The following is a 14977-nucleotide window of genomic DNA, read 5'->3' as shown; positions in this document are numbered from 1 at the left end:
AGAGTGAAAAGCAACCAATTAAAGACGATTGTTGGCTTGTGTACGTCTAGCTTAGCCATCGTTCAGATTCCTTTTGTACAAGCACAAATTGATCCTTCAAATCCCAAACTTAATGAACCTAAACAAATGGTCGCACACCTTGGTGAACTCCCTGGACTGATTAATGCGGATGGTTCGGGGCCATTTGTCGAATTAGTGAGGTACATGGATAAGGTCGACCCTGATACAGAGATCCATATTGAAGTTTTCCCTTTGCATCGAGCTGTACATGGGGTCGTTAATAAGCAAGCTGACTTTGCCTTACCCGCGATTTATGTTGATGATCCTGAAGGAAAGTTACCATTTCGTTTTAGTACGAAGTCGTTCGGTTTAGTGGCACATGTTCTTTATACAAATAAAGCCAATCGAATCACGTCAGAACAGCTTTGGAGCCAGCCTGATAAATACTACGTTGAGGCCGTTCCTAGCTATATACCTTTTGAAGTTGCGCGCTCAAATAGCATCAATGCTTCACTACTTAAAGTAGCCGCTGGACGTATTGATGGATTTGTCTGGGCACAAGAAGAAGCGGATATTGCGCTGAAAAGTTTAGGTTTAGAGAATGTTTCACGCCAACACTTTGCCGATTTCAAGGATGTATTTGTCATTGCTCACGGCTCTAAAGGCGATGAGGTTGATCAATACTTAACGCGAATACTCTCTCAACTAGAGGAAAGTGGAGAGTTGAAAATACTCTATGATGCTATTCACCGTCCTTACGATGATTGGCAACCTTGACCCTCTTACTTTCTATCTATTATTACTTTCTGTCTATTATTACTGCATCATTTATTGCAGCATCATCATTAACAAGTTCAAGAGCCTTAGGGAGAGTAAAAACGTAATGAACACCTTGGCCAACATTAGAACTAAAATCTAGTTTTCCTTGTAATTTTTGAGTCGCTAGATTAAAGACAAGATTCAAGCCAAGCCCTGATCCGCCACGGCCTCTTTTGCTGGTAAAAAAGGGTTCAAAGATTTTATGGTGCAGTTTTGGTTCGACGCCACAGCCATTATCTTTATATTCTAAGAGGATATTCTCTCCTTCCTGTTTGAACGCAATAGTTATGATGGGGTTTTGCTCATCACTAAAAGCGTGGTTGACGCTATTCATCACTAGATTAGAGACTATTTGAGTCAATACTCCAGGTAAGCTGTTCATGGTTAGTCCTTCATCACCCTCTAGTACGGGTGTAACAGGGATTTTCCTGGTCTCGGGATGAAGACTAGCGATAAGCGCGCTTAATACTTGGTGGATCGAGAATTGACTACGACTCTCAGATACCTGATCGACCGCTGTTTGTTTAAAGTCTCGGATCAGTTTGGCAGCACGATTTAAGTTGCTTTCAAGCATCGTATTGGTTTCATTCATTCTCTGCATCAATTCAGAAAACTGCTGACTTGTGAGTGTTTGGTTGGCGAAGGCGCTATTTAGCTCTTGTGTTACCTCAATGATTACCGAACTTGCGGTCACCGCGATACCTAATGGCGTGTTGACTTCATGTGCCACCCCTGCAACTAAACCACCTAAAGCCGCTAATTTCTCAGATTCAATCAACTGTGTTTGCGTGGCTTTTAGTTGCTCAATACTGTTTTCCAGATCGCAAGTTCGTTTGGCGACTTGACGCTCTAAGTTTTGGTTGAGTTTTTGTAGTTCAAGCTGCGCCAGTTTTAGCTCGGTAATATTAATAGCTGTGCCCCGTAACCCGAGAAACATATCCTTCTCATATCGTGCTACTGCTTGAAACATCAAATAGTGCTTACAATCATTGATGATAATTGTCTCTTCACACATTGAAAACGAGCAGTGTTTAGTAATGGATTGGAGTAATTTTTTCATATCTCGCAGTGAGTCAATCTCTGAAAGTAGTGGCTTGCTATTTTCACTGATCTCTAAAGCTTGACGCATGGATTCGGAAGTGTAAATCAATCTGTCAGTACTATCCGTCTCCCATAACCAGTCTGATGAGACGTCCGTAAAATCGGCTAATCGTTCTTGTTCAAGTTTTATATTGCTGTACAACGTAGTTACATTTCCGGTGATTTTATTAGTCTCATCGGCCAGCCAAGTGAGTTCATCGTTATGCCCCATAATCCATTTCTTATGGGGAAGTTTTAGTGGTTTTGGCGGATGGCGAGGGTTGTACTTGCGCAAGTATTGAGCAATGGCGAAGACTCGTCGATTTACGCTCTCATGGAAAATCATCAAAATAGCGTAACAAATAAAGGCAGTCTTAATCGCGTTCACGACCAATATCAGTAGAAACTGCTTGATTAAGTAGTTGTAGATTTCTTGAGCATTAGACTCAACGTAGATCTCACCAATCTGCTCTTTGGCTTCCGTTTTTGGGTTGATATAAAGCATGGGATAACGGTGTGCGACTAATTGCTCCATCACTTTTTCTCCGGCACTGAATTGATAACCGCCAGACGTGATTTCCAAATAATCAATTTTAGGCAAGTTCACTAAGCCATCTAAGCGCTGTTGAAGCGTCACGAGATCATAATTCCATAAAGAAGTGGCAAGCAGTTCGGCATGAACGAATTCTATTTCGTGATGACGCTGAGCCACATCATCGAACTCTCTGTCATAGTCGAAATACGTTTGTGCTAACGTTGTCATCAAGGTGACAGCACCACTCAAAATGACAAGGAAAAAAATGATCCTGCGACCAATGCGACTCGATAGTGGGTTATCTATGCTTTCATTAAATGTTCGGCTTTTGTTCATCCTGCTTCTCATTTTTTTGAGTGATAATTTGAGTATAGATGTCACATGGGAAGTGTGAATAACATCTTATTGACTACACTATAAAAAATAGCCGAATCATTGGAGGCAGTTCATGCGTTGGATATGGATATTGTGTGTGATAAGTGCGCCCGTGATGGCGGGAAAAGTACTCTTAATAGAGAGCTACGAGCAAGGTTATGAATGGGACGCTAGCTATGTATCCGCCCTTAAGCAGTCGTTAACGCCTGCGCATGAACTGCATACCTTTGAGATGGACACCAAACGTGTACCAGCGAGCCGTTATTCACAAATCGCCGAACAAGCCTTTAGCCGATATCAGCAACTGAAACCACAGGTAGTGGTTTTAGGAGACGACAATGCGTTGGTTCATATGTTGCCGAAACTCTACAACGAGCCAATCTCAATCGTGTTTCTGGGTATTAATTCAAACCCACGAAAATTCATGGCTCAATACCAAGGGCAAGCCAAAGTGACCGGTGTTTTAGAGCGCCCCCTCTATGTGAAAACCATGGGAGAAATTGGCCGGATGCTCGATAAAGATAAACGTAAAGTATTGGTGTTATTTGATTCGGGTAGTACGGCGAGTATTGCGTTGGAATTTATGCAAACCCAAGCGAGTATGATTGAAAAGAATTTAGGCATTGCGACAGAGATAGCTTCGGTGGCGACAGAGAAAGAATGGCAGACAAGAATAAGCACAGCTAAAGAGCAAGGATTTGGCGCCATAGTCGTGGGGCTTTACCAAACTTTGGTCGATGAGAGCGAAAATAATGTGCCAGCGGATACTGTATTAACGTGGACAAACCAACATACAGAGGTTCCTTTATTTGGTTTTTGGGATTTTTCGATCGGTGCGGGCAAAGCGGCTGGAGGTGTTGTGTTAGCTGGTCGTGATCAAGGCGAAATGGCGGGCAAAACGGTGTTACGTATTTTAAATAATAATGAAGACGCAAGCCGCATTCCTATCCAAATCGGCCAACAAGGTCGTGCTATTTACCATCAGGGAGAAATGTCTCGTTGGGGGTTAAGCGTGCCGGAAGGATGGATGAAGATTGACTGACTTTGATGGGATTGTATTGAATTGTCGAATTCAGCATTACGTCTAAAATAAAAAAAGCAGAGAGGCGGTGACCTGTCTGCTTTTTCTTCATTACAGTTTATTAAACAGCCAATGGCATTTCATTTGATGGATCATGTTTACTGTAAACACGAATCAAACCAACCACAGCAAACACAGACATCAACAGCATCAATGCGCCAAGTGGCATCTGGTCATGAGCTGGAATAGCCGACGCTAAAAGGGTGGCTAAACCAGCCCCAAGGTTTTGCATACCGCCTAACACAGCACCTCCTGTTCCTGCATGGTAAGGCAGAGGTGTTAACGCTCCAGTGGTCGCTGCGGGAAAGAGAATGCCTGCACCGAGAAAATAGACGGTGGCACCACCAATTAATGTCAATGCGCTGGTTTGTCCCAACACTCCAGGAACAAACACCACCAATGAACCTAATGCTATCGCTACCAAGCCCACATACAAGGCGCTTTTTTCGTTGAAGTTCAACGCAATAACACTCGATAGCGCCGCACCAACTAAATAACCAGGGATCGGTAAGACAAACAATAAGCTGACGGTGGTGGCAGGCAGTTGCAAAACGCCACCAAGTAATACACCTGCAGCGGCTTCAAACACCGCGACGCCAGAGAAAGTCGCCACGAGACAAATTAAATACCCTTGGAAACGTTTGTCACTCAACACATAGCGATAGCTGTTTGCAACCGATTCGTGTCTGCGAGCCGCTTTAGGCAATGTTTCTACCATACTCGTCATCATAGTGATCACCACGGCAATCGCGAATAGGGATAAAAATAAGTAACTAGAGCGCCAGCCAAAACTTTCTGTTAAGTACCCACCAAGAACAGGAGCAATGAGTGGCGAAAAAATAACGCACATGCTGATAAGGCTATTGGCCTTATGCAATTCTGCTCCTGAGAAACAGTCTCGAGTAAGGGTTCGAGACATTGCGCCACCACACCCAATGCCAAGCCCTTGAATAAAACTACCGACCAAAAACCAATCGTATTGGTGAGCAAATAATGCGAGTAGCGATCCTGCAATATAAATCAGCAACCCAGCGATAATAATCGGTTTGCGTCCTAGACGGTCTGACAATGGACCATAGACAAATTGTGATAGTCCATAAGGGATTAAATAACATGCCATGACCGCCTGCAGTGATGCAGGAGAAACTAAAAATTCTCCCGCCATATGGCCAATGGAAGGGACGTACATCGTTTGTGTCATTTGGCCGACAGCGGTCAAAATCGCAATTAAAAATGTGAGTTTCACTAACGGAAACGATGCGGACATGGTCTATCTCCTGCACAATGGTGCAACTACGAAATATAATTAATATGAATAATGAAACTAATGACCAGCGTTAAAAGTATCGCTCTTTCGGCGCGAGATATTAGTGAGGCTAGGCGCTTTTATCAATCTAAAAGTGTGAAGTTGAGCAAGATAAAAATCTATGATTTGAATTAGAAAAACTAATCATTGTTCGGGTGGTTAAAGAGAAATGAAAGACGGTTCCAATGCCTGTGCTGAGTATGGCTCTTGGTGCCTGATAATGTACTTAGTTTTTCTATTGCTTTTGCGCTGAACAGTGACTAATATTTGATGTAAATGAGAATTAATATCATAAAGGTGTGATTAATGATGTTACCTTTACTTGCTGCATTATTATTTATAGTGGGACTTGGCAAAAAGTTGTCGGTTCCAAATGCGTGGCTCTTCTACTATGCACTTTCTGTTGTATTGTTAAGCTGGCTATTCAGTATGAACCCCATTTTTGTCCTGATCCCGTTGTTTATCTTGTCACCTTGTCTTATCCACTATCGACATATCAAGGCGATTAAAATGGCTTATGTGGGCTGTCTGCTGCTGTCTTTTTTCGTCTCTTGGCTTGTGTAAACCAATCCATGTCTTTTCTCGCCAGACATTCCAAGTAGTTTGGGGATAGTATTTGTGAAAATCATAAGGTAGGATCGCCGGCCTTTTTCTGATGCTAGGAGGTAGCGATGTTTATTGGTTTTGACTATGGAACGGCGAACTGTTCTGTCGCAATGATGCAAGATGGGCAGCCAACATTGTTACCCATAGAAGGTAAAAGCCACTACATTCCTTCGACAATATGCGCCCCGACGCGAGAGTCCATTTCTGAGCATCTGTTCCGTCATCATAATATTACGCCAAGCGATAAAATTGGTGAGCAAGTACTTCGCCGCGCGATCAATGTGAATAGAGAAGAGAGTATTGAACTTGCCGCGCAAGACATTGCCTTTGGCCAAGCGGCGCTCGATCTTTATCTGCAGGATCCGCGCGATATTTATTACGTTAAATCCCCTAAATCATTTCTAGGCGCGGCAGGTTTACGTGATGTGCAGGTCAGTTTTTTCGAAGACTTGGTGTGCGCCATGATGGTCAATATTAAGCATAATGCAGAGCAGCACCTTCAGCGCACCATCCAAGATACTGTGATTGGTCGTCCTATTAACTTTCATGGCCGAGGTGGTGAAGAGGCCAATCGACAAGCGGAATCTATTTTACAACGTGCGGCGAAACGCGCAGGTTTTCAGCACATCAGTTTTCAGTTTGAACCCGTTGCGGCGGGTTTAGAATATGAAGCGACTCTGGTGCAAGATCAAACCGTACTGGTGGTTGATATCGGTGGTGGAACCACCGACTGTTCATTGCTAAAAATGGGGCCGAGTTGGCGAGGTCGTGACGACCGCACCGCGAGTTTGCTTGCGCATAGTGGCCAACGGGTCGGAGGCAATGATCTTGATATCTATATTGCTTTCAAACAGTTGATGTCTTCTTTTGGATTAGGAAGTAAAGCCATTTCTGGCATTGATATGCCGATCACGCAGTTTTGGAACCCGATTGCAATTAACAACGTGGAAGCGCAACGTGACTTCTATGCTCAGCAAAACTTGGCAGCATTGAAATTGCTACACAAAGAGGCGCAGCAACCAGAAAAGTTGGCGCGTTTGCTGAAAGTCTATTTTGAAACGCTCGGCTATCAAATTGTACGCCGTGCAGAAGAGGCAAAAATTGCTCTATCTGATCTTACACAATGTCAGGTGGTGCTCGATCTTCTTTCTGAGCAGATCGAAGTGCAAATTGAGCGTGAGCAAATGATCGACGCCATTGAATCCCCTAAAGCGAAAATGGTGGAATTGGTCAAAGAAGCGGTTGAACAAGGTGGCGTAAAGCCGGATGTTATCTTTATGACGGGCGGATCTGCTCGTTCTCCAATATTACGCCAAGCGGTAGAGCAGCAACTGCCCCACGTACCCGTTGTCAGCGGTAACTACTTTGGTTCAGTGACTGCTGGTTTGGCTCGTTGGGCTGAGATTTGCTACCGCTGATATGAGCGCTTAGCGCTTCGTTTTTGATGCGTTGGGGGCCGGTAATGTTGCGAATGATCGTGCTTCATTAAAACATTACTGGCAACCAAGCTACCTAAGCTTATCAACCCTAATCCGATCCAAGTCAAAGGCGTTGGCATCTCACCAAAAACGGGAATCGCCAACAAGGTTGCCACGACTGGTGTTGCAGAGCCAAAGGCAGCGGAGCGTTCTGCGCCGAGTGTTGAAACTGCATATAAATAGGTAAATGCTGCAATGAGCCCTGCCCCGACACCTTGCAGCAGTGTGTGTCCCGCCAGTTCTTTCCACGGCCAATGTGCAAAATAGTGTGTGGCTAAGTAGCTATCGACGATGCCTAAAGTGATTAGAACGGCCAATAAAATAGTAGAAAGTAAAGCAACCCATCCCGCGCTGACGAGCGCATGCAAATTCGCTACCCGCGCACAAATCGTAAACATTGCCCACATCAGGCTGCCGGTTAAAAACATCAAATGTCCGGTCAAACGGTTTGACTCAAAATCAGTGGCACTTGAATAGAGGAAAATACCAACCCCTGCCACTACTAAAGTCAGCCCAGCGACTCGATGGCGACTTAACGGCTGTTTAAACAGCAACACCGCTATACCCGAGACAAACAGCGGCAGCACGCCCGGAACAAGCGCGCTACCATCAGAAACCGGAACGTAGTGCATCGCATGGCTTGTCACTAGTAAATAGGGCAATCCACAGCCAATAAATAGACCAATTAAGTAACGTATAGGTACATTTTGCAATTGATGTCGAGTTCTCCAAACCAATGGAGAGAGCAACAAAGCGGGCAGTAAAAAGCGCGTTAATGCAATATCCGCAGGGGTTAATAGGCCGCTGGCTCCTGCCTTTAAAGAGAGGAAAAAGCCGGACCATAATAACAGCGTGGTGCCTATCGCGAGGTAGCCATAAATCATAATTTCATTCACATCAATGGATGGTTTCTCACCATTATCTATGGTTCGGCTTACTTTTATCCGGCAAGTTCACCCTTATTGCTAGATGGTTTAGCACTTATCCGCTATAAATTAGCAAAATGTTAGTGGATTTCATCAAGGATCGAGTAATGGATAGAATAGACCGCCGCATGTTGACCTTATTACAAACAGAGGGACGCTTAAGCACCGCAGAGCTTGCAGAAAAGGTTGGATTATCCCCTTCTCCCTGCGCAAGACGCTTGAAACGATTAGAGGAGAGCGGGATCATTGATGGCTATCAAGCTCGCTTAAGCCGGCAAGCTGTCGGAGTTGGTATGACGGTTTTTGTTGAAGTTAGCCTGAATAATCATCAAGCCGCTTCCATTGATAGTTTTGAAGAGGCAATCAAAGAGATGGAAGAGGTGATCAGCTGCCATGTGGTTTCAGGTGCGTATGATTACTTGTTGGAAGTCGTTAGTGCCAATTTATCAGGGTATGAAGCATTTACGCGTCAGTTACAGCGGCTCAACAATGTAAAAGATATGCATACCCACCTCGCCATGCGTCAAGTGAAAGCCGCTACCGCGATGCCTATTTGGGTTTAGAGACAGCACTTGCGTGCTGTCTTCAGGGTCAGACGTGCTTATTCAAATTGAAATGACGCGAGAGAGTTTTTACTGATTTCGTTGGCAATCAATTGATGGATGGCCGTGGTAGGGTGCGTGACGCCCCAAAATACGTATTTGTCAGAGCTATGGTAAGCGCAATCATTGGTTAAGCTATGACGGTATAAGTAATCTAAAGCTGAATTGCGATTGATGTTGAGGCATGCATCGGTCGCATTTTCAAAGCCGTATTGCTGTGGATTGGCTGTGAGGTTTTCAAACAAGCTATGAGCATCAAACAGGATGATATTTACCCCTTGCATCTGATAATACAGTGCTTGTTGCTGAATAAACGCATTGAAGGTGGTGATCTTAGCGCTGACTTTCGCTATCTCTTCTGCTGTTGAATATTTAAATTGCGGGGCTTTGGTTGCATCGGGTAGGGTGAGTAGAATAATATTTTTGGCCCCTGAATCCACAAGACGAATCATCGCGCTGCTAAAATCTGCTTTGACTTCATATACTTCACGGTTGTAATTCATAAAGTCATTCAAGCCAAATTCAAGGGTAAAGAGCGTATTTTCTGGCTGGTAGTTTTTGGCCATTGTCATGTAATTTAGATAAGAGCTGACTTGATCGTTCACACCCGTCAGCGCGATATATTGATTACGCCCTGCGGCACCGCCAATCGCCCAGTTATATACAGGTAAATTGTGCATTTTTGCTAAATACTCTGTCCACACCAAACCATTGGAAAAGTGTCCTAAAAACCAAGAGTTAGGATTGGGAAATTTCCATTGTGACGCATTGAATATATTTCCTGTATCCGAAAGGCTGTCACCTATGGTCACCATTTTATTAATGACGGGTTTGGCATTTTGTTTATCGTTAGTCCAGATCGAATGATTGTATGAGAACCTATTGTCTGCTGCGAAATAAGTAATATCTGCAGAATCGTGACTGACGCCGAGCGTCTCTTCACAACGCTGTTTTATTTCATATTGTGAGGTGTCGGTATAAAACATATTTTTAAAGCGCACAGACGACCACCAGTAACCACTAATGGTGTAGTCATTTCCTTGTTCATCCAATGCCCACTCCCAATCTGTTGCTGGGTCATCATGATTGCCAGCGGGCCGATACCAACAGCGTACATAAGTGTAGGTTTGCTTATTTTGCGTATTCATTACGCCATAAGCGGTAACTGGTTCTGAGGTGGTATCCGTATTTTCTGCAATCGCCATGGAGAGTGGCAATATTGCGGTCATCAATAACGTCATTAGTTTCATATTTTTTTCTTATTGGTTTAGGCACGTATCTAATAAAGAATAAGTGCAAAAGTGAAATTAACAAACTGGTCAGACCTATTTTGGGTTTATGGTGTTAAGCGTCAATCAATAAACGACTATGTTGAACATTATTTGGTATTAAGATCAAACAATGAACTGTCAGTGAAGAAAATACGAAGGGGTTTTTATAAATCCTAATTTAGATAAATAACAATAAGGTTTTACTTTATTAATTTATCCTAATGTTAAATCTTAGTGACTTAATAAAAATATCAATAAAATTAGAGCCAGTCAATGTGTGTAAAAATCAAACAGTTTTATTGTGATTTTAAGCCACATTAAAAATCATTTCTCTTTGTGTTTGTTATTTTAAGATCTATTAATAATTCGCCACAAAGGTGCCAAAAAACCAATGTTCTTTTATTTTGTGGTCTGAAAAAATAAAAAATGGGTATTCATTTTCTTTTAAATACCGTGATAACAATAAAAATGCTTACGAGGTTTATATGTCAATAAACAGAAGAAAAGCACTTAGCGCTATTGCCATTATGTCAGGCTTGGTATGGAACACCGCTCAAGCTGACGTGAATCAGCCGCAAGGTTTGGCCATTGAAATGTTCAGTGAGCTTCAGGATGACAGCCAAATCAATTACTTCAATGCGAGCTATTGGTTACAAGGAGAGGTTGAGCCCCCGACACTAATGCAGATGCGTGACGATGTACTGAACCAACATATGCGCTATTTTGTCGATTTCAGTACGATTGAAGGTGAGTCGCAAAAGACAGAGGCGAAAGCATTGCTCAGGAAAAAACTGGGCTTAGCGTTTGCCAGTGACTTTTTGATCATCAGTGAACACAAAGGAGAATTGTTGTTCACACCGTTAGATGACGAGAATGATGCCAACATTCGTCTACTGGAAGCCGCCCCAATTGCCCATTCTCGTCAGCGCCGTAGTACGGCCAGTATGGTGTCAAATAGTGGTTCGGAAACGAACTCTTTGCCACACGTCGCGTTTTATTTGAATGTCAATCGGCCTATTACTGATAATGAATGTACGTTTAATAACTCACATCTTTGGGATCGAGGTACGCGAGTGTTTTGCGATAACCCCAATATCTCTTTGATCTATAGAGTTAATTTAGAGCGTTCATTACAATATGGCACCATTGGCTCTGCGACACCGGACGCGAAAATTGTTCGCATCAGCTTAGATGATGATACAACGGGTGCGGGGATCCATCTCAATGACCGTCTTGATTATCGTCAATCAGGTGCTGATTACGTGACATTAGATGCTTATTTCCGAGACTGGTCGACCGATGCCATCGCCCAAGACTACCAATTTGTATTTAACTCTTCGAACAACAAAGCGCAGATCTTAAAAACGTTCCCGAGAGAAAATCTCAATGCCGAATATGAAGTCAAAGAGGTATCCGGCTTCCAGCTAGGAGTGAGTGGTGGTGTCGAGGTTAGTGCTGATGGACCTAAAGGCAAGCTAGAAGCCAATGCCAGCTACAACCAAAGCCGTTGGTTAACCTTTAAAACGCACGATTATCGTGTTGAACGTAGCACCAATAATGCACAAAACGTCAGCTTTAAATGGAATCGTAGCCAATACGCGACTGCCGAATCGATGATGAATCGCTCTACGGATGCGCTGTGGGTCAATACTTATCCTGTGGATACCAACCGCATTAACCCGATTGGTTACGCGAGCTTCGTACCCAAAATGGATGTGATCTATAAAGCCGCTCCTAATGCAACAGGGACAACGGAATTTACCATTGATTCTTCGGTCAATATTCGTCCCATTTATAACGGTGCTTATAAGCATTATTATGTTGTAGGTGCGCATCAGTCCTACCATGGTTTTGAAAATACGACGCGCCGCAGAGTGAGCAAAAGTGCTAGCTTTACTGTCGATTGGGAGCACCCAGTATTCACGGGCGGTCGTCCAGTGAATTTGCAATTGGGCAGCTTTAATAATCGTTGCGTTGATGTGGCTGATAATGGCGCGCTCTCTGCCTCAAGCTGTGATGAAACCAAAAACTCACAATCTTTTATTTATGATCAGTTAGGTCGCTATGTGAGTGCAAACGACATCCATCAATGTTTGGATGGACAATCACTGGGTCAATTACAAACCTGTAGTTCGAGTTTAAGTCAGCGTTGGGAATGGATAGAAAACAGCGATAAGCTGAGTAATGTTTTCTCTCATGAGTTACTTGGTCATGATAAAACCAGCGGTGAGTTAGGTTTGTATGCTGATGGCAATGATCAGGTAAGTGTGCGCACCATTACCGCTTACACCAACGTATTTCATTCAGATAGTGAATCGGCCGTATTTGGGTTTACATCGGGTTCATTGGCCTTACAAGATGTTGGTCAATCGGGGACACTGTATATTCGCCATGGTGCTGCGATTGATGCAATTGGTACGCAAGCCAATGCGATGCAAGGCGGTGAAAGTGGTAGTTTGACTGAAATTGATCTGAAACGCGTTACGCAAATAACCGTTACTTCCGGTGAGTTCAAGTACGGTGGCAGCCATTTACTCCGTATGACTTTTAAGCTTGATGATGGTTCAACCAAAGTAGTGGGGTCAAAAGACTACGCAATCAGTACCCACGATGAAGTGTTTGAGCTGCCAGCCGGATCGGCAATTCGGCAAGTCAAGGTTTGGTCTGAAGGTTGGTTAGCCGATGGTATTCAATTTATTATAAAATAGCGCAATCAGTTCATGATTGAGTAGTAAAGAGCGCTCATGCTTTTGGCCTAGTTGGCTAAAAAGCGAGTGCTCTTTTTTTGTTGATTTAATGTTAATTTTATCTGTTGTTTTTTTCGATTCATTCACGAAGCTGGCAAGATGACATGAAATAAAGTGCTTTTCTTCTACAGTTAGGGTGCTCATCAGAGGTCTAATCTCTGGTGTGGTAACGGTAGGCTAGATGTATGCCGCGCCTAAACCAGACACTACAATAAGAAGGAATTTACTTTGAAAAGAACGATTATTATTGCTGCTTTTTGTCTGCTGAGTACCACGGCGCTGGCGGCAACCAGCACGGTGGCGTTAAGTAAGACAGGCTATACCCAAACCCAGTACCCTATTGTGTTAGTTCATGGCTTATTTGGTTTTGATACGCTGGCCGGAGTCGATTATTTCTACGGCATTCCGCAATCACTGACGAAAGATGGTGCAGAGGTCTACGTGGCTCAAGTCTCTGCAACCAACAGCTCTGAGCTAAGAGGTGAACAACTATTGCAACAAGTGGAGTCGCTTTTAGCTGCCACGGGCGCTCAAAAAGTTAACTTGATTGGCCATAGTCATGGCGGACCAACGGCTCGCTATGTTGCATCAGTTCGGCCCGATCTTGTGGCGTCTGTGACTAGCATTGGTGGCGTGAATAAAGGCTCAATCGTGGCAGATTTAGTGCGTGGGCACATTAAAGAGGGCTCCATTTCTGAAGCGATTACCGTCAAAATGGCGCAAGGATTGGCGGGTTTGGTTGGCCTTCTTTCTGGGGGAAGTAACCTAGAGCAAGATCCTTTAGCCTCCTTAGAAGCCTTAACTACCCAAGGTTCGCTAGCGTTTAATCAATACTACCCAGAAGGCGTTCCAAGCAGTGAATGTGGTGATGGTGAATTACTGGCTGACAATGGTGTTTATTACTATTCGTGGACAGGATCTTCGACCTTTACCAACCTCCTTGACCCAACTGATGCTGCGATGATGTTGACTGGGCTTGTCTTTAATGGCCCTAATGATGGTTTAGTCGGCGTATGCAGTACTCACTTGGGTAAGGTGATCCGCGATGATTACCAAATGAACCACTTAGATGAAATCAACGGCTTGCTTGGGATACACCACCTTTTTGAAACTGACCCCGTTACCTTGTATCGCCAGCACGCTAATCGATTGAAGCTTCAAGGTTTATAACTTCGAGGTTTATAGTTTCGAGGTTTATAACTTCAAGTTTTGTAACATCAAACTTTATAAGGATTGGCTATGAAAAAGCCCGCACTATTTGGTTTTGTCGTGATCATCTTGGGGAGCATCGGTGCGGTGCTTTTTCTGCAAAAGCCAGTATCATCACAGAGCGCGTTACAAACGCCATCTCAACAAGATACGCAGATAGACAGCGCATCGAGTCTTGATTTAATTCACTATTTTATCTCTACGTTAGGAGAGAGCTCATTGCCTGAGGTTGAGCTGCGCATTGCCCAGCATGCTGAGCAAGATGAGGGCGTGGTGATCGATCCAATGCTTTTTGAACAGTTTATCCAATACAAACAAGCATTAGCTGAGTTAGAGGCTAATTCTTCCATCGCCAATCTCGATCTTGCTACCTTAGCTGAGATCAATCAGCAGTTACTGAAAATACAAAGTCAATTTTTTAACGTTGATCAGCAAAGTATGCTGTTTGGTGAAGAGAATGCGTTGCGAAATTTAGCATTAGAAAAGCTGCGCATTAAAGCTCAAGCAGTAGATTCATATGATGAGCAGTTGCAGTGGCAAACGTTATTAGCGCAGCAGCCAGAATACATTCAGCGCAGTGAACGCAATGTACAACTACTGCCAGCACTCAACGCGAGTCGCCATTTGTCCACGCAAGAGCAATACTTAGCTTGGAACGAGTTGGTTGGCGAACAAGGAGCACAGCGGTTAACGCAGCTTAGTGAACAACGAGAGCAGTTTTCTCAGCATCTCGAAAACTATCTACAACAGCGTTCGGCGGTGCTTGAAAATACGCGCTTGAGCCAAGATGAAAAAAATCAGCAAATTACGCAACTGCGTACCCAAACGTTTGAGGTCAAACAACTCAAACGCGTCGAGGCGTTGGAAAGGTTAAGTGATCAATCGCTTTAATTCTGTTTATCCAATAAAGAAGAGCGCGACCGAAGCCGCGCTCAAGTTTTC

At 43.7% G+C, this 14977-nt stretch carries 12 protein-coding genes; 8 read left to right on the top strand and 4 right to left on the bottom strand.

Annotation, left to right across the window (positions count from 1 at the left end; translation table 11 throughout):
• The first annotated feature begins 3 nt into the window (after nt 1-3).
• Nucleotides 4-777, top strand: coding sequence for a transporter substrate-binding domain-containing protein (locus tag AACQ75_RS15510; protein WP_017045093.1), 774 nt, complete (start codon nt 4-6; stop codon nt 775-777).
• 22 nt (nt 778-799) lie between these two features.
• On the opposite strand, the gene AACQ75_RS15505 is transcribed toward AACQ75_RS15510, so the two are convergent.
• Nucleotides 800-2770: a PAS domain-containing sensor histidine kinase gene (locus tag AACQ75_RS15505; RefSeq protein WP_212755040.1), complete on the bottom strand. Its 1971-nt coding sequence runs from the start codon at nt 2768-2770 to the stop codon at nt 800-802.
• A gap of 112 nt (nt 2771-2882) precedes the next feature.
• On the opposite strand from AACQ75_RS15505, the gene AACQ75_RS15500 reads away from it, so the two are divergent.
• Nucleotides 2883-3851 carry an ABC transporter substrate-binding protein gene (locus AACQ75_RS15500; RefSeq protein ID WP_019282669.1) on the top strand — a complete coding sequence of 323 codons (969 nt, stop codon included), beginning with the start codon at nt 2883-2885 and terminating at the stop codon, nt 3849-3851.
• Between the two features lie 100 nt (nt 3852-3951).
• Here AACQ75_RS15500 and emrD read toward each other — a convergent pair whose 3' ends face one another.
• Nucleotides 3952-5157 (bottom strand): multidrug efflux MFS transporter EmrD, encoded by a 1206-nt coding sequence (gene emrD / locus AACQ75_RS15495; protein ID WP_013868437.1) that lies wholly within the window; start codon nt 5155-5157, stop codon nt 3952-3954.
• A gap of 345 nt (nt 5158-5502) precedes the next feature.
• Here emrD and AACQ75_RS15490 point away from each other — a divergent pair, with 345 nt between their 5' ends.
• The gene (locus AACQ75_RS15490; protein ID WP_170889000.1) at nt 5503-5760 is read left to right on the top strand and encodes a hypothetical protein; all 258 of its coding nucleotides are present in this window, start codon (nt 5503-5505) and stop codon (nt 5758-5760) included.
• A 107-nt stretch (nt 5761-5867) separates the two neighbouring features.
• Nucleotides 5868-7220 (top strand): molecular chaperone, encoded by a 1353-nt coding sequence (yegD, locus tag AACQ75_RS15485; RefSeq protein WP_017045097.1) that lies wholly within the window; start codon nt 5868-5870, stop codon nt 7218-7220.
• On the opposite strand, the gene AACQ75_RS15480 is transcribed toward yegD, so the two are convergent.
• Nucleotides 7211-8164 carry a DMT family transporter gene (locus AACQ75_RS15480; protein WP_170888999.1) on the bottom strand — a complete coding sequence of 318 codons (954 nt, stop codon included), beginning with the start codon at nt 8162-8164 and terminating at the stop codon, nt 7211-7213. The genes yegD and AACQ75_RS15480 overlap by 10 nt on opposite strands.
• A 149-nt stretch (nt 8165-8313) precedes the next feature.
• Between AACQ75_RS15480 and AACQ75_RS15475 the strand changes: the two genes are divergently transcribed.
• Nucleotides 8314-8769, top strand: a complete 456-nt coding sequence (locus AACQ75_RS15475; RefSeq protein WP_026027548.1) for an Lrp/AsnC family transcriptional regulator — start codon at nt 8314-8316, stop codon at nt 8767-8769.
• A gap of 38 nt (nt 8770-8807) precedes the next feature.
• On the opposite strand, the gene AACQ75_RS15470 is transcribed toward AACQ75_RS15475, so the two are convergent.
• Nucleotides 8808-10058, bottom strand: a complete 1251-nt coding sequence (locus AACQ75_RS15470) for an SGNH/GDSL hydrolase family protein (protein WP_094143499.1) — start codon at nt 10056-10058, stop codon at nt 8808-8810.
• Between the two features lie 506 nt (nt 10059-10564).
• Between AACQ75_RS15470 and AACQ75_RS15465 the strand changes: the two genes are divergently transcribed.
• The 3 genes from AACQ75_RS15465 (at nt 10565) to AACQ75_RS15455 (ending at nt 14926) form a co-directional block, all read left to right on the top strand.
• Nucleotides 10565-12787, top strand: a complete 2223-nt coding sequence (locus AACQ75_RS15465; protein ID WP_170888998.1) for a leukocidin family pore-forming toxin — start codon at nt 10565-10567, stop codon at nt 12785-12787.
• Between the two features lie 267 nt (nt 12788-13054).
• A complete protein-coding gene (locus AACQ75_RS15460; RefSeq protein WP_170888997.1) occupies nt 13055-13996 on the top strand; it encodes a lipase family alpha/beta hydrolase in 942 nt (313 codons plus the stop codon).
• 69 nt (nt 13997-14065) lie between these two features.
• A complete protein-coding gene (locus AACQ75_RS15455; protein ID WP_170888996.1) occupies nt 14066-14926 on the top strand; it encodes a lipase secretion chaperone in 861 nt (286 codons plus the stop codon).
• Nucleotides 14927-14977 lie beyond the last annotated feature (51 nt).

The organism is Vibrio sp. B1-2, assembly GCF_963888445.1.
Taxonomy (GTDB): Bacteria; Pseudomonadota; Gammaproteobacteria; order Enterobacterales; family Vibrionaceae; genus Vibrio; species Vibrio anguillarum.
Note: the sequence above shows the minus strand (reverse complement) of the source record. Positions and strands in the feature narration are given on the sequence as shown.